The organism is Microbacterium cremeum (genome assembly GCF_015277855.1).
Taxonomy (GTDB): domain Bacteria; phylum Actinomycetota; class Actinomycetes; order Actinomycetales; family Microbacteriaceae; genus Microbacterium; species Microbacterium cremeum.
The window spans coordinates 2,183,335-2,207,382 of record NZ_CP063812.1; the positions used below are offsets into that span (position 1 = coordinate 2,183,335).

Sequence of the window (24,048 nt, forward strand, 5' to 3'; positions counted from 1 at the left end):
GCAGTGACAGCCTACGACGCGAACCGGACCGGTCAGTCCTGGAGCCGCACGGTGATGGCCTCGCCGTGGGCGGGCAGCGCCTCCGCCTCCGCGAGGGTCACGATCGCGTCGCGCACCGCGGCGAGGGCGTCACGGTCGTATTCGATCACCTGCTGCGGCCTGAGGAACGTCGCCGCCGACAGGCCGGCCGCATAGCGCGCCTGGCCGCCGGTGGGCAGGACGTGGTTGCTGCCCGCGAGGTAGTCTCCGAGGCTCACCGGCGAGTGCGGGCCGACGAAGACCGCGCCGGCGTGGACGAACTCCTCCGGCCGGGGGTCGGCCAGGTGCAACTCCAGGTGCTCCGGAGCGTAGGCGTTGCTGAAGGCCGTCGCGGAGTCCGCGTCGTCGACGAGCACGATCGCCGACTGCGGACCCGACAGCGCGGCGGCGACCCGCTCGGCGTGCCGCGTCGCCGCGGCGCGTGCGACGACCTCGTCGCGCACCCGGGCGGCGAACGGCTCCGACGTCGTCACGAGGACGGCGGAGGCCTGCTCGTCGTGCTCGGCCTGGCTGATGAGGTCGACGGCGACCAGCCGGGGGTCGGCGGTGTCGTCGGCGACCACGAGGATCTCGGTCGCGCCGGCTTCGGCATCCGTGCCCACCAGGCCCGCTACGGCGCGCTTGGCCGCTGCCACGAAGTTGTTGCCGGGTCCGGTCACCACATCGACCGGGTCGAGGCCGAGCTCGGCGACGCCGTGCGCGAGCGCACCGATGGCTCCGGCTCCGCCCATCGCGTAGACCTCCGTCACGCCGAGGAGCTTCGCGGCGCCCAGGATGACCGGGTGGACGCGGCCGCCGAACTCGCGCTGCGGCGGCGAGGCGAGGGCGATCTCGGTCACGCCGGCGACCTGCGCGGGCACGACGTTCATCACGACGCTCGACGGGTAGACGGCCTTGCCGCCCGGAACGTAGAGGCCCACTCGACGCACGGGCTGCCAGCGCTGCACGACGCGGGCACCCGGGCCGAGCTCGGTGACGGCGGCGGCGGGCACCTGGGCGGCGGACGCCTCGCGTACGCGGCCGATCGCCTGCTCGAGCGCGTCCCGCACGGCGGGATCGAGCTCCTCGAGCGCCTCGTCGAGGTGTTCGGCGGGCACCCGCAGGTCGTGGCCGCTCACCCCGTCGAAGCGCTCGGCCTGCTCGCGCAGAGCAGTCGCGCCTCGCGCGGCGACGTCGTCGACGATGTGCGCGGCGGTCGTGAGGGCTTCTTCGCGCGCGGTGGTGGCGCGAGGAACGGTCGCGAGGAGTTCGGCGCGAGAGAGCGTGCGTCCCCGCAGATCGATCGTCCGGAGCATCCGACTACGGTACCGCGGCGAGGGTCGCGACTAACCGCGCGTGACGCCGGTGACGTCGTGGAGATAGCCGATGCGGCCGTCCTCGTGGCGCACGACGAACGTCTCGCCACGATCCTCGATCACCAGCGCCCACGCCGTCGGACCGACGCGGAACACCGGGATTCCGATCTCGTCCACGACGTCGCGCTCCTCGGGGACGAGTGCCCAGAACGCCTGGTGCTGCGTGGTCGTCGCGGCAGGCTGCTCGAACGCCGTGGTCTGAGCCGTGGGCTCGAAGGCGGTGGTCTCGGCGGTCGGCTCGGCGGGCGTGGCTGCAGCCTCGCGTGCGGTGCCCTCCGGCAGCGCGTCGTCGGTCACGGCCGCGGCCGGTGCGGCGGCGCCGGAGTCTGCGTACGGCGTGCCGGCGGCCGGTGCCGGGGTCGCCGGGGCCGCATAGTCGTTGTACACCGGCTCGGCGTCGGGGCGCGGAAGCGGCGCGGGGCGCGGCGACACCGGGCGGACCGGACGGGCGTTGCGGTGCGCGGGCACCTCGGGGCGCCCGTGGAAGTCCTGCGCGAACGGCGGGATCAGCGGTGCGAACGCGGTGAGCACCACGCCGGCGAGCATCAGGAAGAACTCGACCCAGACGACCCACGTGCCGGGGAAGAACCGCTCCCCGGCGAGCGTGATGAAGCTGTTCCAGATCATCGTGAGCCACAGCACGGTCGAGACCGAGAAGGCCACGGAGGCGAACTGGTCGATGCCGAGCGAGCCGACGCGGCGGATACCCTGCGGCGACAGACGGCGCAGCGCGATCAGGAAGACGGCGACCGTGGGCACGCCGATGGTCAGCACCCAGTCGATCCCGTTGCTCCACACCGACGGGCCGCGGCCGATCTCGCCGATCACCGGGAAGAACGACACCACGAAGGCGACGAGCCACGTCCCGGCGAGTGCGACCTCCCGGATCGAGAACGGTCCGACCCCGTACTGCGGCGGCTCCTCGATCGAGGTCGCCTCCACGTCGATGTTCTCGTTCCCCTGCTCGTCCGTCACGATCGTCCCTTCCGGCGGGCCGGCGGGGCCCGCGTCGTCCTGATACTACTCACGGCGTATGAGACGCCGATGAGACCACGTGCGCGTCGGGCGCACGTGTCTGCAAGGCTCACGCGGAGCGTCAGCCGAGGCACTGGGGCCCGAGCAGGCCCTTGAGCTCTCCGTAGAGGTCGGGCGTGATCCGCACCGTGTGCGGCACCTCGAACACCTTCGCGACGGTGCCGCTGTGCAGCTTCACGGTCACCTCGGTGTCGCCCTTGTGACGCTGCAGCACCTGCAGCAGCTCGCCCACGACACCCTCGCTCGCACGCCGCTCGGGCATGAGCAGCACGAGGCTCGAGGCATCGTCGAGCGCGCCGAGATCGGGACTGAACGCGGACTGCGCGTGCAGGTTCATCCCGTCATCGCGTCGCGACACCCGGCCTCTCACCACGAGGATCGAGTCGGCCTGCAGCATCGGCGAGAACTCGGTGTAGGTCTTGCCCATGAACATCACCGTGATCTCTCCGTCGAAGTCCTCGACGGTGATCATGCCGTACGGATTTCCGCTCTGCTTCGCGACGCGATGCTGCACGCTCGTCACCAGCCCGGCGATGGTGACCTGCTCGCCGTCCTGGACGTCCTCGCTCGCGAGCAGGTCGTGGATGCTCGTCGAGGCGTGCTTGGCGAGCTGGATCTCCAATCCCGCGAGCGGGTGGTCCGACACGTACAGGCCGAGCATCTCGCGCTCGAACGCGAGCTTGTCCTTCTTGGTCCACTCCGGACGCGGCGGGACCTTCGGGGGCGCGACCTCCTCCGCGGCGTCGTAGAGGCTGTCGAAGTCGAAGCCGATGGCACCCTGTGCCTCATTGCGCTTCCGGTCGACGGCCGCCTCGGTGGCATCCTCGTGGATCTCCAGCAGCGCACGCCGCGTGTCGCCCATCGAGTCGAACGCGCCGGCCTTGATCAGCGACTCGACGGTGCGCTTGTTCGCGACGTGGATCGGCACCTTGTTCAGGAAGTCGTGGAACGACGAGAACTTCTCGTCGTGGCGGGACGCGACGATCCCGTCGACGACGTTCGCACCGACGTTGCGGACCGCGCCGAGCCCGAACCGGATGTCGTCTCCGACGGCGGCGAAGTACCGGATCGACTCACTGACATCGGGCGGCAGGACCTTGATGCCCATGCGGCGACACTCGTTGAGGTACACCGCCATCTTGTCCTTCGAGTCGCCGACGCTGGTGAGCAGCGCCGCCATGTACTCGGCCGGGTAGTGGGCCTTGAGGTACGCCGTCCAGTACGACACGAGGCCGTACGCGGCCGAGTGCGCTTTGTTGAACGCGTAGTCGGAGAACGGCAGCAGGATGTCCCAGAGCGCCTTGATCGCGTCGTCGCCGTAGCCGCGCTCCTTCATGCCGCCGGAGAAGCCCTCGTACTGCTTGTCGAGCTCGGACTTCTTCTTCTTTCCCATCGCGCGACGGAGGATGTCGGCCTGCCCGAGCGAGAAGCCCGCGACCTTCTGCGCGATCGCCATGACCTGCTCTTGATAGATGATCAGGCCGTAGCTGATGTCGAGGATCTCTCGGAGCGGCTCTTCGAGCTCTGGATGGATCGGCGTGACGGGCTGCTGACCGTTCTTGCGCAGCGCGTAGTTGATGTGCGAGTTGGCACCCATGGGTCCCGGGCGATACAGCGCGATCACGGCCGACACGTCTTCGAAGTTGTCGGGCTTCATCAACCGGAGGAGCGATCGCATCGGACCGCCGTCGAGCTGGAACACGCCGAGGGTGTCTCCCCGCGTGAGCAGCTCGTAGGCGGCACGGTCGTCGAGGGCGAGGTGCTCGAGATCGAGTTCTTCGCCCCGGTTCATCCGGATGTTGTCGAGGGCGTCCGAGATGATCGTGAGGTTGCGCAGCCCGAGGAAGTCCATCTTGATCAGACCGAGCGCTTCGCACGACGGATAGTCGAACTGCGTGACGATCTGGCCGTCCTGCTCGCGGCGCATGATCGGGATGATGTCGAGCAGCGGCTCGCTCGACATGATGACGCCCGCGGCATGGACGCCCCACTGACGCTTGAGTCCCTCGAGCCCGAGGGCCCGGTCGAAGACCGTCTTCGCCTCGGCATCGGAGTCGATGAGGGCTCGGAACTCGCTCGCCTCTTTGAATCGAGGGTGCTGCGAGTCGTACATGCCGCTCAGCGGCATGTCCTTGCCCATGACGGCGGGCGGCATCGCCTTGGTCAGCCGCTCGCCCATGCTGAAGGGGAAGCCGAGCACGCGGCCGGCGTCCTTCAGCGCCTGCTTCGACTTGATGGTGCCGTACGTGACGATCTGCGCCACGCGCTCGGAACCGTACTTCTCGGTGACGTAGTCGATCACCTCGCCGCGGCGGCGGTCGTCGAAGTCCACATCGAAGTCGGGCATCGAGACGCGGTCGGGGTTGAGGAAGCGCTCGAAGATGAGGCCGTGCTCGAGCGGATCGAGGTCGGTGATGCGCATCGCGTACGCGACCATCGACCCGGCACCGGATCCGCGACCCGGACCGACGCGGATGCCGTTGTCCTTCGCCCAGTTGATGAAGTCGGCGACGACCAGGAAGTAGCCGGGGAACCCCATCTGCAGGATGATCCCGGTCTCGTACTCCGCCTGCTTGCGGACCTTGTCGGGGATGCCACCGGGGTACCGGTAGTGCAAGCCCGCCTCGACCTCCTTGACGAGCCAGCTGTCTTCGGTCTCGCCGTCGGGGACGGGGAAGCGCGGCATGTAGTTGGCGCTGGTGTTGAACTCGACCTCGCAGCGCTCCGCGATGAGCAGCGTGTTGTCGCACGCCTCCGGGTGCTCCCGGAAGATCTGGCGCATCTCCTGCGCGGTCTTGATGTAGTAGCCGTCGCCGTCGAACTTGAAGCGGTTCGGGTCGTCGAGCGTCGAGCCCGACTGCACGCACAGCAGCGCGGCGTGCGCATCGGCCTCGTGCTGGTGCGTGTAGTGCGAGTCGTTGGTCGCGACGAGCGGGATGTCGAGATCCTTCGCCAGCCGGAGGAGGTCGGTCATGACACGGCGCTCGATCGAGAGACCGTGGTCCATGATCTCGGCGAAGTAGTTCTCCTTGCCGAAGATGTCCTGGAACTCCGCGGCCGCCGCACGTGCGGCGTCGTACTGACCGAGGCGCAGACGCGTCTGCACCTCGCCGGAAGGGCAGCCCGTCGTCGCGATGAGCCCCTTGCCGTAGGTCTCGAGCAGCTCGCGATCCATCCGCGGCTTGAAGTAGTAGCCTTCGATGCTCGACAGCGAGCTGAGCCGGAAGAGGTTGTGCATGCCTTCGGTGCTCTGGCTCCACATCGTCATGTGGGTGTACGCACCCGAGCCCGACACGTCATCGCTCTTCTGCTCGGGAGTGCCCCACGCCACGCGCGACTTGTCGCTGCGATGCGTGCCGGGCGTGACGTACGCCTCGAGCCCGACGATCGGCTTCACGCCCGCAGCGTTCGCCGCGTTGTAGAACTCGAACGCCGCGAAGGTGTTGCCGTGGTCGGTGACCGCGATCGCCGGCATGCCGTACTCGGCGGCGGCCTGGGTCATCGCGCCGATCTTGGCGGCCCCGTCGAGCATCGAGTACTCGCTGTGAACGTGCAGATGGACGAAGGAGTCGGATGCCACGGATCGAGTCTACGAAGAGGTCCCGACAAGCCTGCGGCCCGGGCGGCGGGTCGGCCGCCCGGGCGGCGGAAACGGCTCACCTTCGAGTTGAACGTCATGGTGGCGCCCGGGCAGGTCCGGCTCGTGGGGGCCGTTAGCATAGCCTTACCTCCCTAATTCGATCGTGAAGGTTCCGCCATGCCCAGACGCCCCCGTCTCGTCGTCGCCGCCGTCCTGGCCACCGGGGCGCTCGCCACCGGCTGCGCCGCCTCGCCTGACGCGGAGGCGCCTGCCGATCCCGACGCGCTCGTCATCTACAACGCACAGCACGAGCAGCTGACGGAAGAGTGGGCGGAGGCGTTCACGGCAGAGACCGGGATCGAGGTCGTGCTGCGTCACGGCGGCGACAGCGAACTGGCCAACCAGCTCGTCCAGGAGGGCGAGGCATCCAAGGCCGACGTGTTCCTCACCGAGAACTCGCCCGCGATGTCGCTCGTGGAAGAGGCGGGCCTCTTCGCGGACGTCGACGCGGCCACCCTCGAGCGTGTGCCGGCCGAGCGGCGCCCGGCATCCGGCGCCTGGACCGGGATCGCGGCGCGGTCGACCGTGCTGGTCTACAACCCCGACCTGGTGTCGGAGGACGAGCTGCCGGCATCCCTCATCGACCTCGCCTCCCCCGAGTACCGGGGCCTGTGGGGTGCGGCGCCCGGCGGAGCCGACTTCCAGGCGATCGTCAGCGCCGTCGTCGCGACGGAGGGCGAGGAAGGTGCCCGCGAATGGCTCGAGGGAATGGCCGAGAACGCGACGGTGTACCGCAACAACATCGTGACGATGAAGGCGGTCAATGCGGGCGAGGTGCCCATGGGCATCATTTATCACTACTACTGGTACCGCGACCAGGACGGCACCCGCGAGAACAGCGGCAACACCGCGCTGAAGTACTTCGGGAGCGCCGACCCGGGTGCGTTCGTGAGCGTCTCGGGCGGCGGCGTCCTCGCGAACGCCCAGCACCCGGAGGAGGCCCAGGAGTTCCTGGCGTTCCTGGTCGGCGACGAGGGTCAGCGCATCCTCGGCGAGGGCTACAGCTTCGAGTACCCGGTGGCAGCAGGCGTGCCCGCCAATCCGTCGCTTCCGGCGCTCGACTCGCTCGAGGCTCCCGTCATCGATCCGTCCACGCTCAACGGGCCCACCGTGATCGCGCTGATGACCGAGGCCGGGCTGCTCTGACCGTCGTCACATCGGCGAAGGCTTCGTCCGCCGCCGCTCCACCGCCGCACGCGCGCCCGCCGGCGCGCGGCCGTCGTGCACCCGTCGGCCTGCTCGTGATCGTCGCGGTGCTGGTGGCGGGATGCCTCGTCCCGGTCTGGTACGTCGTCCAGTCGGCGATCGCGCTCGGCCCCGACGAGCTCGCCAGGATCCTGATGCGGCCCTATATCGCGCGCCTGCTCACCGACACCGTGCTGCTCGTCGTCATCAGCCTGCCGTGCACGATCGTCCTCGCCGTCGGAGGGGCCTGGCTCGTCGAACGGACCGCCCTTCCGGCCCGTCGTGTGCTCGCCGTGGCGCTGGCCGCGCCGCTGGCGATCCCCGCGTTCGTGGCCAGCTACGGGTGGGCGAGCGCGATGCCCGGCATCAGCGGCCTGTGGGGCGGCGTCCTCGTCGCGACGCTGGCGTACTACCCGCTGGTGTATCTGCCGGTGCTCGCGGCGCTGCGCGGACTCGACCCGGCGCTCGAAGAGACAGCCCGCTCGCTCGGCATGGGCTCGTGGGGCGTCTTCTTCCGCGTGGTGCTGCCGCAGCTGCGGCTGGCCCTCCTGGGCGGCGCACTCGTCGTCGGTCTTCACCTGCTCGCCGAGTACGGCGCCTTCGCGTTCCTCCGCTTCGACACGTTCACCACGGCGATCGTCGTCGCGTACCAGTCGACCTTCGCCGGCCCGAACGCCGCCGGTCTCGGCATCGTGCTCACGACGCTGACCGTCGGACTGCTCGCCGCCGAGGCCGCCGCTCGGGGCCGCCTCCCGTACGCGCGCGTCGGCGGCGGAAGCGCTCACCCGCCCACGCGGCTGAGCCTCGGCCGGTGGATGCCGGTCGCGCTCGGCGCGGTGCTGGCCGTGCTGACAGCCGGCGTCGTCGTGCCGCTGACGACCGTGGTGCGCTGGCTGACCGCCGCACAGCCTGCTGACTACGCGTCGCTCGGTCCGGCGGCCGCGCAGACGATCGCGCTCGCCGTCGCCGGCGCGCTGTGCGCCATCGCGGTGGCCCTGCCGATCGCGTGGCTCTCGGTGCGATACCCGGGCCGCGGGGCGCGCATCCTGGAGGGCGCGGCCTACCTCGCCGGCAGCCTTCCCGCCATCATCGTGGCGCTGGCCCTCGTGGTCGTCTCGCTGCGCCTCGTGCCGGCGACCTATCAGACCGTCGTGACGGTGACCGCGGCGTACGTGATCCTGTTCCTGCCGCGGGCGCTCGTGACCATCCGCGCCGGCCTCGCCCAGGTCCCCGAATCGCTCGAGCAGGCCGCCCGCTCGCTCGGCCGCTCCCCCGCGGTCGCCCGGCTCGTCATCACGATGCCGCTCCTGCTTCCCTCGCTGGCCGCGGCCGCCGCGCTCGTAGGTCTCGGCGCCGCGAACGAGCTGACGGCGACCCTGCTCCTCGCGCCGACCGGCACCCGCACGATCGCGACGGAGTTCTGGTCCGCGGCATCCTCTCTCGACTACTCCGCCGCCGCGCCGTCCGCACTCGCGCTCGTGCTGCTGTCGGCACCGGCGGTCGCGCTCATGTTCGCCCACGCCACCCGACGGAGCCCCCGATGACCCTGCGGATGACCGGCGTGTCGAAGTCCTTCGGCACCGAGACGGTGCTCTCGGACGTCGACGTCGAGCTGCCCACCGGCCACCGGCTCGCGCTGGTCGGCGAGTCGGGCAGCGGCAAGAGCACGCTGCTGCGACTGCTGATGGGGTTCGAGCGGCCGGATCGAGGGACGATCGAACTCGACGGGCGCCTGCTGTCAGGACCGGGAACGCACGTTCCGACCCATCGTCGCGGGCTCGGCTACGTCCCGCAGGACGGCGCGCTGTTCCCGCATCTGTCCGTCGCGCGCAACATCGCGTTCGGCCTGGCGCGCGGCACCCCAGCGCGCGGGCGCGTGCGCGAGCTGATGGAGCTGACCGCGCTCGCCCCGGCCCTGGCCGACCGCATGCCGCACGAGCTGTCGGGCGGCCAGCAGCAGCGGGTCGCGCTCGCCCGTGCGCTGGCGCCGCGGCCGCGCGTGATCCTGCTCGACGAGCCGTTCAGCGCACTCGACACCGGCCTGCGCGCACACACCCGCGAATCCGTCGTCGAGATCCTCGAGGCGACGGGTGTCACCGCGGTGCTGGTCACGCACGACCAGGAGGAGGCGTTGTCGTTCGGCGTCCAGGTCGGGGTGCTCGAGGGCCAGCGGCTCGTGCAGTCCGGTCCGCCCGCGGATGTCTTCGATGCGCCGGTGGACGCGGCCGTCGCCGCGTTCCTCGGCGACGTCGTGATCCTCGACGCGACGCGCACCGCAGCGGGAGCCGCGTGCGCTCTCGGCGTCCTGCCGGTCCGTCACGATCTCGCACCGGGAGACACCACGGTGCGCGCGATGGTGCGGCCCGCACAGATCACGATCACGCCGGCGGATGCCGGCAACGCCCGCGTCCTGCAGGTGCGGACGATCGGCGCCGGCGTCGATGTGCGGCTGGCGTTGGAGAGCGACGACTCCCGGACCGAGCTGGTCCATCGCGTGCCCGCCCATCAGGCGGCCCGCCTCGCCCCGGGCTCGCGGGCCGACGTCGCCGTCGACGGCGGCGTCGTGCTCTACCCCGCGGTGCGCGCCGACTGACGCCGCGCACGTGCCTGAGCCCGCGACCGCGAGAGCGCGTGGGTCGCGCTGCCGTACGCCTTCCACACGACGATGCCGACGACGAACGAGAGCAGCAGCCCGACCGCGGGCGCGGACTGCTCGAAGGGCGGGTAGACCTGCCAGTGGGTCAGGTACACGAACATCGACGACCCTGCCAGCACGCCCACGACGGGCGCGACGAACCGCGGCAGCGGGACGGCCGGAAGCCACAGCAGGATCAGCGTGCCCGCCAGAACGATCGCCTCGCGACCGAGATCGCCGAAGAAGCCGGGGATGGCGACAAGGGCGAGGGCGGCGACGAGCAGCCGTTGCGCAGTCGTGCGGGCGCGGGCGATGGCCCAGCCGAGCGCGACCAGCCACACCACGACGACGGCGGAGTACTTCTCGAGACCGTCCGCCGTCACCCCGGCGACGAGCAGGCGCGCCCCCAGGGCGACGGCGAGCAGTGCGAGAGCGAAAGCGAACGGGGCGCGCCGTTCGACGCGATCCAGCGCCGGAAGTGCGAAGAGGCCCGCGAGCAGCAGCAGGGCATACAGTGCGGCCTCGAGGAACCAGAACTGCCACTGCGGCGTGAATGTGCCGTCGCCCGGGGTGAAGTTGTTGATCAGCAGGATCGTGGTGGGGTCGTACATCGCGGTGACCGCGGCGACCGCACCGATCCACACGACGGCCGGAACGGCGAGGTGGGCGGCGCTGCGCAGGAGCCGTCCGCTGCGGGCGGCGCCGCCACCGCCGGCGAGCTGGAAGCGCGCGAGGTTGTAGCCGGCCACGACCAGCAGCAGGTGTGCTCCGCCCTGCAGCGAGAACAGGTCGGCGTGGGTCCCGACGATCAGCACGATCGCGAGGGCGCGCAGCACGGCGGGGGTCTCCACGCGGAGCGGGCGCAGACGGGGGCGACGAGGCCGGGATGCCGCGTCCGCCGTCACGGCGGGCGGCTGATCGATGGCGCTCGCGTCCTGCTCGTCCGCGGTCTCGGCCGTCTCGTGCCGCGCTGCGTCCGCGTGCGCCGCGGCCAGCTCGCGTGCCGTGAGCTCGGGCCAGTCGCGCGGCAGCCGCCCGAGCAGGGCTTCGAGCCGCAGCGAGGCCTCGACGTAGCTGAGCGAATCGCCGCCCATGCCGGCGAACGAGTCGTCCACACCGGCGTCGGGGCGGTCCAGCACCCCGGCGTACAGCGCGCGGATGGCCTCGGCATCGACCGCGCCCGCGACGGCGCCGCCGTACCGGGGCCCGGCGTCCACGGCACGGGCGTGGCGCACGAGGGCGGCGGTGTCGGGCTTGCCGCTCGCCGTCCGGGGGAACACCGCCACGGCATAGGCCGACACCGCGTGCACCGGGATGCCGGCGAGGGCGGCCGCACGCGCGCGTGCCCGGCGTGCCAGCCGATCGGAGCGGGCGAAGACGAGCAGGCGCTCGTCCACGCTCGCCGTGCGCACCTCGAGGTCTTCTTCGGCCAGGAGCTCCTGCATCCGGTCCAGGTCGATGCGGAGCCCGAAAACCTTGACGAACCGGTTCATGCGCCCGACGATCTGGTACAGCCCGTCGGGGCGTCGCCGCGCCACATCGCCCGTGCGCAACTCATCTGTCGTGCGGCCGAGGGCGAGATCCTCCGGGGCCTCGGCGTAGCCCATCATGACGTTGGGTCCGAGGTAGACGAGTTCGCCGGTTTCGGCACCGGGCTCGGCGTCGATGACGAATCGGCCCCCGGGGATCGGGCGGCCGATCGCCTCGGGTGCCGTGGCCGCGAGCTCGGGCGGGAGGAACGCCATGCGAGCCGTCGCCTCGGTCTGCCCGTACATCACGAAGAACTCGAAGCCTCGCGCGCGTCCGAGCTCCGCGTACCGCCGCACGGCCTCGGGGGCGAGTCGACCCCCGGCCTGCGTCACGTAGCGCAGGGTCGGCAGGTCCCGCTCGGCGAAGCCGGCCGCGTCGAGCAGCTCGAACGTGTACGGCACCCCCGCGAAGCTGGTGACGCGGTGCCGGCGGGCCTGCTCCCAGAAGCCCTCGTCGGTCACCGACAGATCGGTGAGGGCGACCGCTGCACCGGCGAGCAGGTGACTGTTGATCACCGAGAGGCCGTAGCAGTAGTGCGGCGGGAGGGTCGTCGCCGCGCGATCCCGCGCATCGAGGCGGAGGTACTCCGCGATCGCCGCCGCGTTGCTGCGGATGTTCTCGGCCGAGAGGCGCACGAGCTTCGGGGAACCTGTGGAGCCGGACGTGCTCGCCAGCAGCGCCAGTTCCGGGTGCAGATCGTGAGCCGTTCCCTCTCGCCTCTCGACGAGGGAGTAGCCGTCCTCGGCGCCGAGCCCGAGCACGTCGGGATCGAATCGCGCGATCAGCGACTCCCGATGACGTCGTGACGCGTCGTCGTCTCCCGGCGCGACCAGCAGCACCGGATGCCCCCCTCGGAGCGCTGCGAGATAGGTGACGAGCGGCTCGAGGTCGTTCGCCGCGCACGCCATCACGAGCCGGCGCACGGGCCCGAGCTGCTCAGCGCGCTCGTCGATCCGCCGTTCGAGGTCGGCATAGGTGACGACGCCATCGGGGGTGATCAGCGCGGCATCGTCGGGCGAGCCGCCGAGCAGGGAGAGACCGGGCTCGAGGTCGGTACGGGGCATGCAGGACTCCGGGCTGGATCGCGAGATCACACGGACGGGGATGAGGTAAGCATAACCTTATTTCCCGCTCATCCCCGCGGCGGGTCCTCTGCTCACCTCGGGTGTTGCCGGATGCCGCGACGACGGTTCACGGAATCTCAGAAGTCCTCGTCGAGGGCGTATTGCTGCTGCCACGTGTGCGGGCGGTCGATGCCCAGTCCGTACAGATAGCGGATGAGCTGACCCTGGTGCTGCGTCTCGTGCTCGAGCAGGGCGAGCACGTAGCGCAGCGAGTCCTCGTCGGCCGCGTCGATGCCGGCGACCCACCCGTCGACGTCGGCGGCGGTCTGCACGAACGCGGAGCGGAGGGTCGCGGCATCCGTCGACCCGTCCCTGGCGACCGGACTCGTGAAGCCCTGCCACTCCCCGGCGCGAGCCGCCTTCGGGAAGCTCTCGCGGGCGCCGAGCACGCACCACAGCTGGTGCCCGATCGTGTCGGACGGCAGGTCGCGCAAGTAGGAGCCGAGGTGCTCGGGCGGCATCGTGTCGAGCAAGTCGAGGTAGAGCGTGTTCGCCCGCTCGAGGCGTCGCTGCAGGAGGTGGTTCACGCGTCCACGCTAGAGGTCGCGCCGCATGAGCACACGCGGAAATCCCGACAGCACCGATTCGGTGTCGGCAGCCTTCACGAAGCCCGCCGACTCGAAGAGGCGACGCGTGCCGACGTACGCCATCGTGAGGTCGACGCGGGCGTCGCCGTTGTCGACGGGGTAGCCCTCGATCGCGGGAGCCCCCTGATCCTTCGCGAACCGCACCGCTCCCTCGATCAGCGAGTGCATGATGCCCTTCTTGCGGTGGCCGGGCCGGACGCGGAAGCACCACAGCGACCACACGTCGAGGTCGTCGACATGGGGGATCTTGCGGAACGTCGCGAAGTGCGTGCGCGTGCGCGGGGCGACCGCTGCCCACCCGACGACGTCGTCGCCGTCGTACGCCAGCACGCCGATCGGGCCCTCCTCGTCCATGAGCCGTCGTACGCGCTCGGCGCGCTCGGGTCCGCGCAGTGCGTTCGCCTCCTTCGACGGGATGCGGTAGCTGAGGCAGAAGCACACGCTGGACTCGGGGTTCTTCGGGCCGATGATGGTCGCGACATCCTCGAACACGGTGGCCGGCCTCACGTCGATCGTCATGCCCCCAGTGTCGCCGAGGCCCCCGACACCCGTTCCCCGGTCCCCTCCCCGGCCCCGTCCCGGCCCGTCCCCGGCTCCGGGCTAGACCGCGAGAGTGCTCCTGGTGGACGAGGGGTAGGGAGTTTGCCTAGCCCTCGTCCACCAGCTGCACTCTCGCGGATCGACGAGCGCTGCAAAGGGGGCGGGCCCCGACCGGGCTCAGTCGCCGCGCAGCACGTCGAGGGCGTGCGCCAGATCGGCCGGGTAGCCCGAGGTGAAGGTCACCCACTCCCCCGTCGACGGGTGGGCGAACGACAGCTCGTGCGCGTGCAGCCACTGACGGGTGAGGCCGAGTCGCGCCGACAGCGTCGGATCGGCGCCGTAGAGGGGGTCGCCGACGCACGGATGCCGGTGCGCGGCCATGTGGACGCGGATCTGGTGCGTGCGCCCCGTCTCGAGATGGATCTCGAGCAGCGATGCACCCGGAAACGCCTCCAGCGTCTCGTAGTGGGTGACGGAGTCCTTGCCGTCCGGCGTGACCGCGAACTTCCACGAGTGCGTGGGATGCCGTCCGATCGGCGCGTCGATCGTCCCGGCGAGCGGGTCGGGATGCCCCTGCACGACGGCGTGGTAGATCTTGTCGACCTCGCGCTCTTTGAACGCGCGCTTGAGGGTCGTGTACGCACGCTCGGTCTTGGCCACGACCATGAGTCCGCTGGTGCCCACGTCCAGGCGGTGCACGACGCCCTGCCGCTCGGCGGCACCTGTCGTCGCGATGCGGAAGCCCGCGGCCGCCAGGGCGCCCAGGACGGTCGGCCCGTCCCAGCCGAGAGAGGGGTGCGCCGCCACGCCGGCGGGCTTGTCGACCACGACGATGTCGTCGTCGTCGTACGCGATGCCGAGGTCGGGCACCTCGACCGGGACGACCCGGGGCTCCTCCTTCGGCGCCCACGACACATCGAGCCATGCACCGCCACGCAGCTTGTCGGACTTCGCGAGCATGCGTCCGTCCATCGTGACGCCACCGGCTTCGGCCACCTCGGCCGCGAACGTGCGCGAGAACCCGAGCATCTTCGCGAGAGCCGCGTCGACGCGCGTCCCGTCGAGTCCGTCGGGCACGGGCAGGCTGCGGGACTCCACGTCAGTCCTCGGAGGCGGTCTGCGGGGAGTCGGATGCCGCGGCATCCGTCTGCTCGCCCTGCCCGCGCGCTTCGCGCGACCCGTCCAGGTGAACGCCGGCGAGGACGAGGATCGCGACGCCGATCATCATCGAGACGATGAAGATGTCGGCCACGTTGTAGATCGCCGGCGACATACCGGGGAAGAACCACATCCACGGCGTGTTGATGAAGTCGATCACGTGCCCGACGGCGAAACCCGGCTCACGGAAGAGCCGATCGGTGAGGTTTCCGAGCACTCCGCCCAGGAGCAGCCCCAGAGCGACAGCCCACAGCCGGGAGCGCACGCGCGTGACGGCGAGCCAGCCGATCACCACCGCGACCGCGGCCAGGGCGATCGTGAAGACCCACGTGACACCCTCGCCGAGCGAGAAGGCGGCACCGGGGTTCTTGGTGAGATAGAGGATCAGGAAGTCGCCGATGACGGGCACCGGCTCTTGGTACGGGAGGTTCTCGAGTGCGAGGTGCTTGGTGAACTGGTCGGCGGCCAGCACCACCACCGCGAGGATCGCGATGGTGATGCCGGCCGCCGCCTGTCGAGCCTTCGACGAGCTCAGGGAACGGGGTCGGCCTGCCAACGCCTCGGCCTAGAGACCGATGGCCGAGACCGGCTGCGCACCCGAAGAGGTCGCGGTGGTCTCGAGGTCGCGGAGCTTGCCCTCGATGTAGCTGCGCAGCTGTGCGCGGTAGTCGCGCTCGAAGTTGCGGAGCTCCGAGATGCGGCCCTCGAGCGACGAGCGCTCACGGTCGAGCTTGGCGAGCTCCTCGCGTCCTCGCGTCTCGGCCTCCGAGACGATCGAAGCGGCCTGCGCCTTGGCGTCGGCGATGAGCTGGTCGCGCTGGGCGATGCCCTCGGCGACGTGCTCGTCGTGCAGGCGCTGCGCGAGCTCGATGATGCCGGCGCTCGCGACGGGTGCGGCGGCGGTGGGGGCCTCGGCGACCGGCGCGAGCGCCGGAGCGGGCTCGACTGCGCGCGCGGGAGCGGCGCCCGACTCGTACGCCGCAAGCTTGGCCTTGAGCTCCTCGTTCTCGGTGAGGGCCTTACGCCACTCGACGACGATCTCGTCGAGGAAGTCGTCGACCTCGTCGGGGTCGAAGCCCTCCTTGAACCGAACGTGCTGGAACTGCTTGGTGACGACGTCATCGGGGGTCAATGCCATGGTGATTCCTCTTTCGAGCGCTCTGGTCGCTGGCCGATGTCGGTGCCGGTCGCCGGGCGGCCGGTCGTATCAGGCAAGCATAGCCGCGGGTTCTGGGAGTGTCGAAGGACGGCGACGCGGGTCGGGCGATCCCGCGTCAGGCCGCGATTGCGCGCGTGACGCTGAGCAGGATGAAGCACAGCAGCATCGTCAGCGCGAAGCCGAAGTCGATCGCGATGGCACCCACGCGCAGCGGCGGGATGAACCGGCGGAACAGCTTGATCGGCGGATCGGTGACGGTGTAGATGATCTCGGCGGCGACGAGCCCGGCGCCTCGCGGGCGCCACTCGCGATTGAAGAACGGGATCCAATCGAGGATCAGGCGTGCCAGCAGTACGAAGACGTACAGCAGGAGTGCGAGGTTGAGGATCGATGCGATGAGTTGGACGACGGCCACGTAGCCAGATTACGGCTGCGAGAACGGAACCGACTCCGGATCCGCCTGAGCGACCGCTCCGTCGCCCGACACGGCCACGTTCTCGGGCGAGAGCAGGAACACCTTGCTCGTGACTCGCTCGATGCGGCCGTACAGGCCGAGCGACAGCCCGCTGGCGAAGTCGATGAGCCGTCGGGCATCCGCGTCGCTCATCTGCGACAGGTTGATGATGACGGGAACGCCCTCGCGGAAGTTCTCGGCGATGACCTGCGCGTCGCGATACTGCTTGGGGTGGACCGTGAGGATCTCGTTGATCGCGGACGGCGCCGGCTGCCGGACCACCGCCGGGCGGTGGATCGGCGTCACGGGCGCGCTCTTCTCGACGGCCTTCTCGGAGGTGCGGGAGCGCGGCTGCGGCGCGGGCTCGTCGTAGACCTCTTCCTCGTCGGCGAGGCCCAGGTACACCATGGTCTTCTTGAGCGGGTTCGACATCGCATCCTCCGTAGTGCTCATCTGTTCCGAGGTTAACCGCGTTCCGGCCGGGGACCCGTGATTGCCGACCCGATCCGAAGGTGTGTCGCGCCTGCCGCGATCGCCTCGGCGAAGTCGGCGGTCATGCCGGCAGAGATCCATCCGGCGTCGGGCACGGTGGCGCGCACGACGGCCGCGCAGTCCCGCAGCCGCTCGAACGCGGGCGCCGGCGGCTCATCGATCGGGGCGACGGCCATGACGCCGCGTACCCGCAGCGTCGGCAGTCCTGCGGCGTGCTCGGCGAGGGCGGCGAGTCCGTCGGGTGCCACGCCGCCGCGTCCGGGGTCGTCGGTGAGATTGACCTGCAGCAGCACGTCGAGCACCGGGTCGTCGTCCGCTGCGGCGGCGTGCAGCGCGTCGGCGAGCCGCGCGCGATCGACGGAGTGGACGACGGATGCCGCAGCCCGGATCGCGCGCGCCTTGTTGGTCTGCGCCTGACCGATGAAGTGCCACCGCAGCCCGTCGAGGTGGGCGACCTCCGCCGCTTTGCGGCTGAACTCCTGCTGCCGGTTCTCGCCCACGTCGCGCACGCCGAGCCGGTACAGGTCTTCGACGAGCGACGCGGGATGGAACTTCGTCACGACGATGCGCGTGAGCTCCGACGGATCGCGCCCCGCCGCACGTGCCGCATCCGCGATCCGTCGGTCGACCTCCTCGAGGCGTGCGCGCAGGTCTCCCACGGTTCCTGAGCCTGTCGACCGACTACTTCAGGAAGTCGGGGATGTCGAGGTCGTCGTCGCCGAACGCCGAGTCGAACGACGAATCCGACGAAGCGCCGACCGGCACCGGGGCGCCGTGCGAGACGGGCTCGGGGTCGGCGTCGCGGTCCTTCGCGGCCTCTTCGGCAGGGGTCACCGGCAGCGCGGGCGCCGAGACGACGCGCGACGCCGACATCGGCTCGATGCGCGTCTGCGGCTCGCCGCCGTCGAAGCCCGCGGCGATCACCGTCACGCGGACCTCGTCGCCGAGGGTGTCGTCGATCACGGTTCCGAAGATGATGTTCGCCTCGGGGTGAGCGGCTTCCTTGACCAGCTGGGCGGCGTCGTTGATCTCGAAGATCCCGAGGTTGGAGCCGCCCTGGATCGACAGCAGCACGCCGTGCGCGCCCTCGATGGATGCCTCGAGCAGCGGCGACTCGACGGCGAGCTCGGCCGCCTTGATCGCGCGGTCGGCGCCGCGCGCCGACCCGATGCCCATGAGCGCGGAGCCTGCGCCCTGCATGACGGACTTGACGTCGGCGAAGTCGAGGTTGATGAGACCGGGTGTGGTGATCAAGTCGGTGATGCCCTGCACACCGGCGAGGAGCACCTGGTCGGCCGTCGCGAACGCCTCGATCATCGAGATGCCGCGGTCGCTGATCTCGAGCAGCCGGTCGTTCGGCACCACGATGAGGGTGTCGACCTCTTCCTTCAGCTTGCCGACGCCGGTCTCGGCCTGCTGCTGACGGCGGCGTCCCTCGAACGAGAAGGGCTTGGTCACGACACCGATGGTGAGCGCGCCGATCGACTTCGCGATCTTGGCCACCACGGGGGCGCCGCCCGTGCCGGTACCGCCGCCTTCGCCAGCGGTGACGAAGACCATGTCGGCGCCGCGCAGGGCCTCCTCGATCTCTTCCGCGTGGTCTTCGGCAGCGCGGCGACCCACTTCAGGGTCGGCTCCTGCGCCGAGCCCGCGGGTGAGCTCGCGCCCGACGTCGAGCTTGACGTCGGCGTCGCTCATGAGCAGCGCCTGGGCGTCGGTGTTGATCGCGATGAACTCGACGCCCCGCAAACCGAGCTCGATCATGCGGTTGACCGCGTTGACGCCGCCGCCGCCGACGCCGACGACCTTGATCACGGCGAGGTAGTTCTGGTTCTGGCTCATGCCGGCCTCCGTAGCCCTGGACCTTGCTAACCTTCAACCTCTAGTAGAGGTATAAAGAATTGCCCGGTATGCAATTCCTGATCTCGAAAGTAGGACGATGCCGGGCATGCGCCCGGAGGCCCACGGCGTGTCGCGGCAAACCGGTCGCGAACTGGCCGGCGGGGAGCCCACGGAGGCGGGTCAGCGTATGACGACGGCGTCGGGAGACGAGACGTCGTAGGCCGTGACGTCCGCCGGCGGGTGCGACAGCATCATGCGCTGCAGAGCGAGCGCCTTCTCCGCCGACCGCTCGGCGCTCCCCCACACGACCTGGCTGTTGGCCCCGCCGAGCGTGAGCGTCACGTCGTCGGGAGTCGATGCCGACACCGCGGTCACCTGCGCGCGGATGTCGGCGGGAAGCGAGCGCATCACCTGGCCGGCGGCGGCGAAGGCGTCCGAGTCGACGCCGCCCGTGATCTCGAGGATCGGTGTTCCGGGGCTCGGGGCCGCCGTCGTCGACAGCGCGACGCCGGCCGCATCCACCAGCGTGTACCCCGCGCGGGTCTCGATGAGCCCGATCGGGGTCCGCTCGACGATCCTGATCACGAGCTCGTGCGGTGGCCGCGCCTCGAGCGCGTACGTCTCGATGAGCGGAAAGCCGACGAGCTCGGCTTTGACGGCGCTCTCGTCGATGAGGGCCATCGGCGTACCGACCTGACCCTCGAGCGCGCCCACGATGTCGTCGGGGTTCAACTGCTGGGCGCCGGTGACCACGATCCGCTCCACGGCGAACAGCGGACTGTACGCGGCGCCGATCGTGCCGAGTGCCAGCACGACGACGGATGCCGCGACACCGAGCCACAGCGCTCGCCGACGTCGCTGCCGCACCGTGAAGCGGCGGATCTCGGCCCGGAGCGCTTTGCGACGCGCCCGCGACGCTCTCCAGACGTCGCGCAGGCCGACGTTCGCCGCCACGGGATCGTCGGCAGGATCGTCGGCGGTCGCCGCCTCGAGCCCGTCGAGCCGAGGACGCGACGCCTTGTCACCGAGCGGGATCACGGGAGCGGTCAGCTCCGGCGCGGCGTCGACGTCGGGCGCCGAGTCCGGGCTCGCGGGGCCGGCGGCTCCGCTCGACACGCTGGAAGCGACCGCGGCCGCCGTAAGGAGCGTCGCCTCGTCGTCCGGTCCCGTGGCGGCGTCCGCGCCGCCGGGCGCGTCGCGGCGTTCGCGTTCCCGCTGCGCGCTCGGCGCGCTCGGCGCGGGCGGCTGCGGCAACGGCGACGGACGGCGCATGCGGCGCTACTCCCCTGCCCCCGAGCCGCTGCTCGCGAGCGCGTCGAGCACCTGCGGGATGATGAGGTGCACGTTGCCGCAACCGAGGGTGATGACGTAGTCGCCCTCGCGCGCGATCGAGGCCGTGTAGTCCGCCGCCTCCTGCCAGTCGGGCACATAGTGCACGTGCGACGGGTCGTCGAAGGCGCCGCTGACGAGCTCGCCGGTCACACCGGGTACCGGATCCTCGCGCGCCCCGTAGACGTCGAGCATCACCGTGTGGTCGGCGTGCTGTTCCAGCACCTCTGCGAACTCGCGGTACATCTCCTGCGTGCGCGAGTAGGTGTGCGGCTGCTGGATGGCGATGATGCGCCCGTCGCCGACGACGCTGCGCGCGGCGGCGAGCGCCGCGGCGACCTCGGTGGGGTGGTGCGCGTAGTCGTCGTAGACGCTGACACCCCGCTCCACGCCGTGCAGCTCGAAACGCCGCACCGTGCCGGCGAAGCCCTCGACGGCGCGGACGGATGCCTCGAGCCCGTGTCCGAGCGTCAGCAGCACGGCGACCGCGCCGGCGGCGTTGACGGCGTTGTGAGCGCCGGGGATGGGTAGCTGGGCGCTGACCGTCTCGCCCTCGTACGTGATCGCGAACGACACCGGACCCTCGGTGACGATGTCGCTCACGCGCACGGTCGCGTCGGGCGCCTCGCCGAAGGTCACGACGTGCGGGTGGGTCAGCTGCTCGGCGACGATGCGGGCGCCCGCGTCGTCGGACGAGATGACGACGGCTTCCCGCGCCTCGTTCGCGAAGCGTGCGAACGCCGCGTAGAACGCGTCGCGGGTGCCCCAGTGATCGAGGTGGTCGGGGTCGACGTTCGTGACGAGCGCGACCGAGGTGTCGTACAGCAGGAACGTGCCGTCGGATTCGTCGGCCTCGATGACGAAGAGCTCGTCCGAGCCGGTGCCGCTCGACACGCCCAGCTGGGCGATGACGCCGCCGTTGACGAACGTCGGCTGCACACCGAGGTCGCGCAGCGCGGTGACGATCATCCCGGTCGACGTCGTCTTGCCGTGCGCGCCGGCGACCGAGACCAGGCGGCGGCCGCCGATCAGCCAGTACAGTGCCTGCGACCGGTGGATGACATGCAGTCCGCGCTGCTTCGCCAGGACGAACTCGGGGTTCTCAGGCCAGATCGCCCCGGTGTGCACGACGGTGTCGACGTCGTCGCCGAGGTTCGCGGCGTCGTGCCCGACGTGCACGGTGGCGCCGAGCTCGGCGAGCTCGCGCAGCGCCGTGCTGTCGGCGCGATCGGAACCCGACACGCGGATGCCGCGCTCGAGGAACATGCGCGCGAGCCCGGACATGCCGGAGCCGCCGATTCCGATGAAGTGGGCGGCCCCGATGCTCTCGGGGATGGGAAGGCTGAGATCGGGTCTGATCATGACCGTCCAATCCTAAGTTGGGTGACGGATGCCGCGGCCCCGGCGCGCTGGCGCAGCCCGCGTGCGGATCGACGCCTATGTATTGACACATTGTCACAGAGGTCGACACAATCGGAGACGTGGAGTTCTCGTTCGAGATGCCGATCGCGGCGTTCACCTTTCTGTTCGTCGGCATCCTCCTCGCTGTTCCCGCGGTCGCACTGGTTGCGACGCGCGGACCCGCTTATGGCCACACGCGCGCTCACGCGTACTCCGTGCGTGCCAGGCTCCCGTTCGGATCCGAACTGACAGCGGGCAAGGTGGCGTCACGCCTGAGAACGCAGATGCGAGCCAACATGTGGGCGTTGCTCGGTGTGATGGCAGTGACAGGCCTGCTGCTCCTCAACCCGGGAGTCGTGGCGTCGCCGCAGGTGATCTGGGTGGTGACCGTCACGATGCTGATGTGCGCACTGAGCGCAACGGCAGTGGTCGTGAACGTGCGGGGTCAGCTGTTCGAAGTCGCGCCGGCGGCTCCGCGGGTCGCGCACGTTCGCGACCTCACGATCCGGGACTACCTGCAGCCCTGGCGACGTCTCCCCGCGCCACTCCTGCTCGTCGCCGCAGCAGGGTCGGTGGTGCTCTTCGGCGCAGGCGAAGCGGGCGGGCTCTGGCGTGCCCCCTCGATGGCCGCGGTCCTCATCTACTCCTCGATGGCACTCGCCCTGGTCGTCGCGGTGGGAACGCGAGTGATCGAGGCTCGCGTGCTCGCGCAGCCACGGCGCGCGCACGACGAACTCGAGCTGGCGTGGAACGACATCTTCCGCGCGGACACGCTCGGGGCGTTGCGCATGTCCACGGCGGTGACGGCCTGGCTGCCGCTCGGACTGTCCGCGTCATTCCTCATCTTCCAGGCCGTATCGGCGACTGAGCCGACAGTGGTCACCTTCCTGCAGCAGTTCCCGTGGTGGGGAGTGTGCGTTCTGCAGGCGCTTCTGCCCTTGGGGCAGGGAACGATGCCCGCGGCGCTCTATCCTCCGCCCCTGCGCTCGAACGTCCCGCCGTATCCGATCGCCATGGGAGGCCCGGCATGATCCTCATCGACCCGTCGTCCGCGGTCCCGCCGTTCGAGCAGCTTCGCAGCCAGGTGCTGGATGCGGTGACCACGGGTGAGCTGGCTCCGGGCCAGCGCCTGCCCACCGTCCGCCGCCTCGCCGACGACCTCGGGGTCGCACCGGGCACGGTCGCTCGCGCGTACCGCGAGCTCGAGGCGTCCGGCATCATCGAGACCCGCGGACGCAACGGCACGTTCGTCGCGTTCGACGCCGACCCCGCCCGCCAGCAGCTGCAACGTGCCGCCGCCGCGTTCGCCGCACAGGTGCGCGACCTGCGCCTCGACACCGACGAGGCGCTCGCGGTGGTGACGGCCGCCCTGCGCTCGCCCGACACGACCACCGCGTGAGGATCGCGACGCGTCAGCGTCGTGCGAGGGCCTCGTCGATCATCGCGACGACGTTTTCGGTTCCGGTGCGGGTGCCGACGGATGCCGCGGCCTCGGCCATGCGGGCGCGCGCCGTCTCGTCGGCCAGCAGCGGCACGACCTCGGACCGCACGCGGGCACCCGTGAACTCGGCATCCGGGATCAGCACCGCCGCTCCGGCGCGCACCGCGGACGCCGCATTGAGCGCCTGCTCGCCGTTGCCCACCGCGTACGGCACGTACACCGCGGGGATTCCCAGCGCGCTGATCTCGCTCACGGTGGCGGCGCCCGCGCGCGAGACGACGACGTCCGCGAGCGCGAACGCGAGGTCCATGCGGTCGAGGTAGCGCCGCACGGCGTAGCCGTCGGCGGCGGGATCGGCCAGTTCCAATCGTTCGCCCGTGGCGTGCAGCAGCTGCCAGCCGGCGGCGAGCACATCGCGCCAGGCGGCGTCGTGCCCCTCGCCGAACGCCTCGTTCAGCCGCCGTGCGCCCAGCGAGCCTCCGAAGACGAGGAGCACGGGGTGCGACGCGTCGAGCCCGAAGTGCTCGGCCGCCTCGGCGCGCAGCGCCTGTCGGTCGAGCGTCACGATCTCGCGGCGCAGCGGCATCCCCACGACCCTCGATCGACGCAGCGGCGTGCCCTCGAAGGCGACCCCGACACCGGCGGCGCGGCGCGCCCCGAGGATGTTCGCGAGCCCCGGGCGGGCGTTGGCCTCGTGGACGACGACCGGCACCCGTTCGCGGCGTGCGGCGACATACGCCGGGGCCGACGCGTAGCCGCCGAAGCCGACGACGACGTCGACGCTCCGGGAGGCGATGTGGGCGCGGACCTGCCCGATGGCTCGGCGGAACCGTGCCGGGAACGCCACGGCGGCCCGGTTCGGCCGCCTCGGGAACGGCACCTTGTCGACGATGAGCAGCTCGTACCCGCGCTCGGGGACGAGCCGGGACTCGAGGCCCTCGCGCGTGCCGAGCACGAGGACCTCGGCGCCGGGGTCGCGGTCGCGCAGTGCGTCGGCGACAGCGAGAAGCGGGTTGACGTGGCCGGCGGTGCCACCGCCGGCGAGGAGATACGTCGTCACTCCCCGAGCCTATCCGGCGCGAGGGCACGGGTTCGGAGAACT

21 protein-coding genes are annotated in these 24,048 nt (G+C 70.7%); 5 read left to right on the plus strand and 16 right to left on the minus strand.

The genetic code is table 11. The features are described from left to right. Positions 1-32: 32 nt before the first annotated feature. The 3 genes from hisD to dnaE form a co-directional block, all read right to left on the minus strand. Positions 33-1,334, minus strand: coding sequence for a histidinol dehydrogenase (gene hisD, locus IM778_RS09945; protein WP_194408755.1), 1,302 nt, complete (start codon positions 1,332-1,334; stop codon positions 33-35). Positions 1,335-1,364: 30 nt separating this feature from the next. After that, on the minus strand, positions 1,365-2,369 hold the full coding sequence (locus IM778_RS09950) for a hypothetical protein (protein ID WP_228484491.1): 1,005 nt from the start codon (positions 2,367-2,369) through the stop codon (positions 1,365-1,367). 121 nt (positions 2,370-2,490) lie between these two features. Then, the gene (gene dnaE / locus IM778_RS09955) at positions 2,491-6,009 is read right to left on the minus strand and encodes a DNA polymerase III subunit alpha (protein WP_194408756.1); all 3,519 of its coding nucleotides are present in this window, start codon (positions 6,007-6,009) and stop codon (positions 2,491-2,493) included. 177 nt (positions 6,010-6,186) lie between these two features. Here dnaE and IM778_RS09960 point away from each other — a divergent pair, with 177 nt between their 5' ends. The 3 genes from IM778_RS09960 (at position 6,187) to IM778_RS09970 (ending at position 9,847) form a co-directional block, all read left to right on the plus strand. Continuing rightward, positions 6,187-7,215 carry an iron ABC transporter substrate-binding protein gene (locus IM778_RS09960; RefSeq protein WP_194408757.1) on the plus strand — a complete coding sequence of 343 codons (1,029 nt, stop codon included), beginning with the start codon at positions 6,187-6,189 and terminating at the stop codon, positions 7,213-7,215. A gap of 95 nt (positions 7,216-7,310) precedes the next feature. Continuing rightward, positions 7,311-8,798: an ABC transporter permease gene (locus IM778_RS09965; RefSeq protein ID WP_228484492.1), complete on the plus strand. Its 1,488-nt coding sequence runs from the start codon at positions 7,311-7,313 to the stop codon at positions 8,796-8,798. Beyond that, positions 8,795-9,847 (plus strand): ABC transporter ATP-binding protein, encoded by a 1,053-nt coding sequence (locus IM778_RS09970; protein WP_194408758.1) that lies wholly within the window; start codon positions 8,795-8,797, stop codon positions 9,845-9,847. The genes IM778_RS09965 and IM778_RS09970 overlap by 4 nt, the downstream gene beginning before the upstream one ends. Here the strand turns inward: IM778_RS09970 and IM778_RS09975 are convergent. From IM778_RS09975 to murC, 12 genes are all read right to left on the minus strand, one after another. Next, positions 9,823-12,483, minus strand: a complete 2,661-nt coding sequence (locus IM778_RS09975; RefSeq protein ID WP_194408759.1) for a non-ribosomal peptide synthetase — start codon at positions 12,481-12,483, stop codon at positions 9,823-9,825. The two genes, IM778_RS09970 and IM778_RS09975, sit on opposite strands and share 25 nt — an antisense overlap. 137 nt (positions 12,484-12,620) lie before the next feature. After that, positions 12,621-13,070, minus strand: a complete 450-nt coding sequence (locus IM778_RS09980; RefSeq protein ID WP_194408760.1) for a DinB family protein — start codon at positions 13,068-13,070, stop codon at positions 12,621-12,623. A gap of 9 nt (positions 13,071-13,079) precedes the next feature. Continuing rightward, on the minus strand, positions 13,080-13,649 hold the full coding sequence (locus IM778_RS09985; protein ID WP_194408761.1) for a GNAT family N-acetyltransferase: 570 nt from the start codon (positions 13,647-13,649) through the stop codon (positions 13,080-13,082). A gap of 198 nt (positions 13,650-13,847) precedes the next feature. Next, complete coding sequence (locus IM778_RS09990; protein WP_194408762.1) at positions 13,848-14,768, minus strand: RluA family pseudouridine synthase; 921 nt, start codon at positions 14,766-14,768, stop codon at positions 13,848-13,850. Between the two features lies 1 nt (position 14,769). Then, on the minus strand, positions 14,770-15,384 hold the full coding sequence (lspA, locus tag IM778_RS09995; RefSeq protein ID WP_273541847.1) for a signal peptidase II: 615 nt from the start codon (positions 15,382-15,384) through the stop codon (positions 14,770-14,772). 9 nt (positions 15,385-15,393) lie between these two features. Next, on the minus strand, positions 15,394-15,966 hold the full coding sequence (locus tag IM778_RS10000; protein WP_194408763.1) for a DivIVA domain-containing protein: 573 nt from the start codon (positions 15,964-15,966) through the stop codon (positions 15,394-15,396). Positions 15,967-16,102: 136 nt separating this feature from the next. Beyond that, entirely contained in the window at positions 16,103-16,402 is a 300-nt protein-coding gene (locus IM778_RS10005; protein ID WP_194408764.1) for a YggT family protein, read from the minus strand. A 9-nt stretch (positions 16,403-16,411) separates the two neighbouring features. Then, entirely contained in the window at positions 16,412-16,873 is a 462-nt protein-coding gene (locus IM778_RS10010) for a cell division protein SepF (RefSeq protein WP_194411816.1), read from the minus strand. Positions 16,874-16,905: 32 nt separating this feature from the next. Further along, positions 16,906-17,592, minus strand: a complete 687-nt coding sequence (locus IM778_RS10015; protein WP_194408765.1) for a YggS family pyridoxal phosphate-dependent enzyme — start codon at positions 17,590-17,592, stop codon at positions 16,906-16,908. 22 nt (positions 17,593-17,614) lie between these two features. Continuing rightward, entirely contained in the window at positions 17,615-18,775 is a 1,161-nt protein-coding gene (gene ftsZ / locus IM778_RS10020; RefSeq protein WP_194408766.1) for a cell division protein FtsZ, read from the minus strand. 180 nt (positions 18,776-18,955) lie between these two features. After that, positions 18,956-20,047 (minus strand): FtsQ-type POTRA domain-containing protein, encoded by a 1,092-nt coding sequence (locus IM778_RS10025; protein WP_194408767.1) that lies wholly within the window; start codon positions 20,045-20,047, stop codon positions 18,956-18,958. 6 nt (positions 20,048-20,053) lie between these two features. Next, positions 20,054-21,466, minus strand: a complete 1,413-nt coding sequence (murC, locus tag IM778_RS10030) for a UDP-N-acetylmuramate--L-alanine ligase (RefSeq protein WP_194408768.1) — start codon at positions 21,464-21,466, stop codon at positions 20,054-20,056. 119 nt (positions 21,467-21,585) lie between these two features. Here murC and IM778_RS10035 point away from each other — a divergent pair, with 119 nt between their 5' ends. Both IM778_RS10035 and IM778_RS10040 read left to right on the plus strand, forming a co-directional pair. Then, positions 21,586-22,536, plus strand: coding sequence for a hypothetical protein (locus IM778_RS10035; protein ID WP_194408769.1), 951 nt, complete (start codon positions 21,586-21,588; stop codon positions 22,534-22,536). Further along, on the plus strand, positions 22,533-22,904 hold the full coding sequence (locus IM778_RS10040) for a GntR family transcriptional regulator (protein ID WP_194408770.1): 372 nt from the start codon (positions 22,533-22,535) through the stop codon (positions 22,902-22,904). Before IM778_RS10035 ends, IM778_RS10040 begins: the two co-directional genes overlap by 4 nt. A 13-nt stretch (positions 22,905-22,917) precedes the next feature. Here the strand turns inward: IM778_RS10040 and IM778_RS10045 are convergent, their stop codons facing one another. Continuing rightward, a complete protein-coding gene (locus tag IM778_RS10045; RefSeq protein ID WP_194408771.1) occupies positions 22,918-24,006 on the minus strand; it encodes a UDP-N-acetylglucosamine--N-acetylmuramyl-(pentapeptide) pyrophosphoryl-undecaprenol N-acetylglucosamine transferase in 1,089 nt (362 codons plus the stop codon). Between the last annotated feature and the right edge of the window lie 42 nt (positions 24,007-24,048).

Bases quoted from the DNA above. Each gene is read 5' to 3' on its own strand.
- IM778_RS10040 (WP_194408770.1), top strand. From the start codon at position 22,533: ATGATCCTCATCGACCCGTCGTCCGCGGTCCCGCCGTTCGAGCAGCTT.
- IM778_RS09975 (WP_194408759.1), bottom strand. From the start codon at position 12,483: ATGCCCCGTACCGACCTCGAGCCCGGTCTCTCCCTGCTCGGCGGCTCG.
- IM778_RS09960 (WP_194408757.1), top strand. From the start codon at position 6,187: ATGCCCAGACGCCCCCGTCTCGTCGTCGCCGCCGTCCTGGCCACCGGG.
- IM778_RS10010 (WP_194411816.1), bottom strand. From the start codon at position 16,873: ATGTCGAACCCGCTCAAGAAGACCATGGTGTACCTGGGCCTCGCCGAC.
- murC (WP_194408768.1), bottom strand. From the start codon at position 21,466: ATGATCAGACCCGATCTCAGCCTTCCCATCCCCGAGAGCATCGGGGCC.
- IM778_RS10000 (WP_194408763.1), bottom strand. From the start codon at position 15,966: ATGGCATTGACCCCCGATGACGTCGTCACCAAGCAGTTCCAGCACGTT.
- hisD (WP_194408755.1), bottom strand. From the start codon at position 1,334: ATGCTCCGGACGATCGATCTGCGGGGACGCACGCTCTCTCGCGCCGAA.
- IM778_RS10025 (WP_194408767.1), bottom strand. From the start codon at position 20,047: ATGCGCCGTCCGTCGCCGTTGCCGCAGCCGCCCGCGCCGAGCGCGCCG.
- ftsZ (WP_194408766.1), bottom strand. From the start codon at position 18,775: ATGAGCCAGAACCAGAACTACCTCGCCGTGATCAAGGTCGTCGGCGTC.
- IM778_RS09985 (WP_194408761.1), bottom strand. From the start codon at position 13,649: ATGACGATCGACGTGAGGCCGGCCACCGTGTTCGAGGATGTCGCGACC.
- IM778_RS09970 (WP_194408758.1), top strand. From the start codon at position 8,795: ATGACCCTGCGGATGACCGGCGTGTCGAAGTCCTTCGGCACCGAGACG.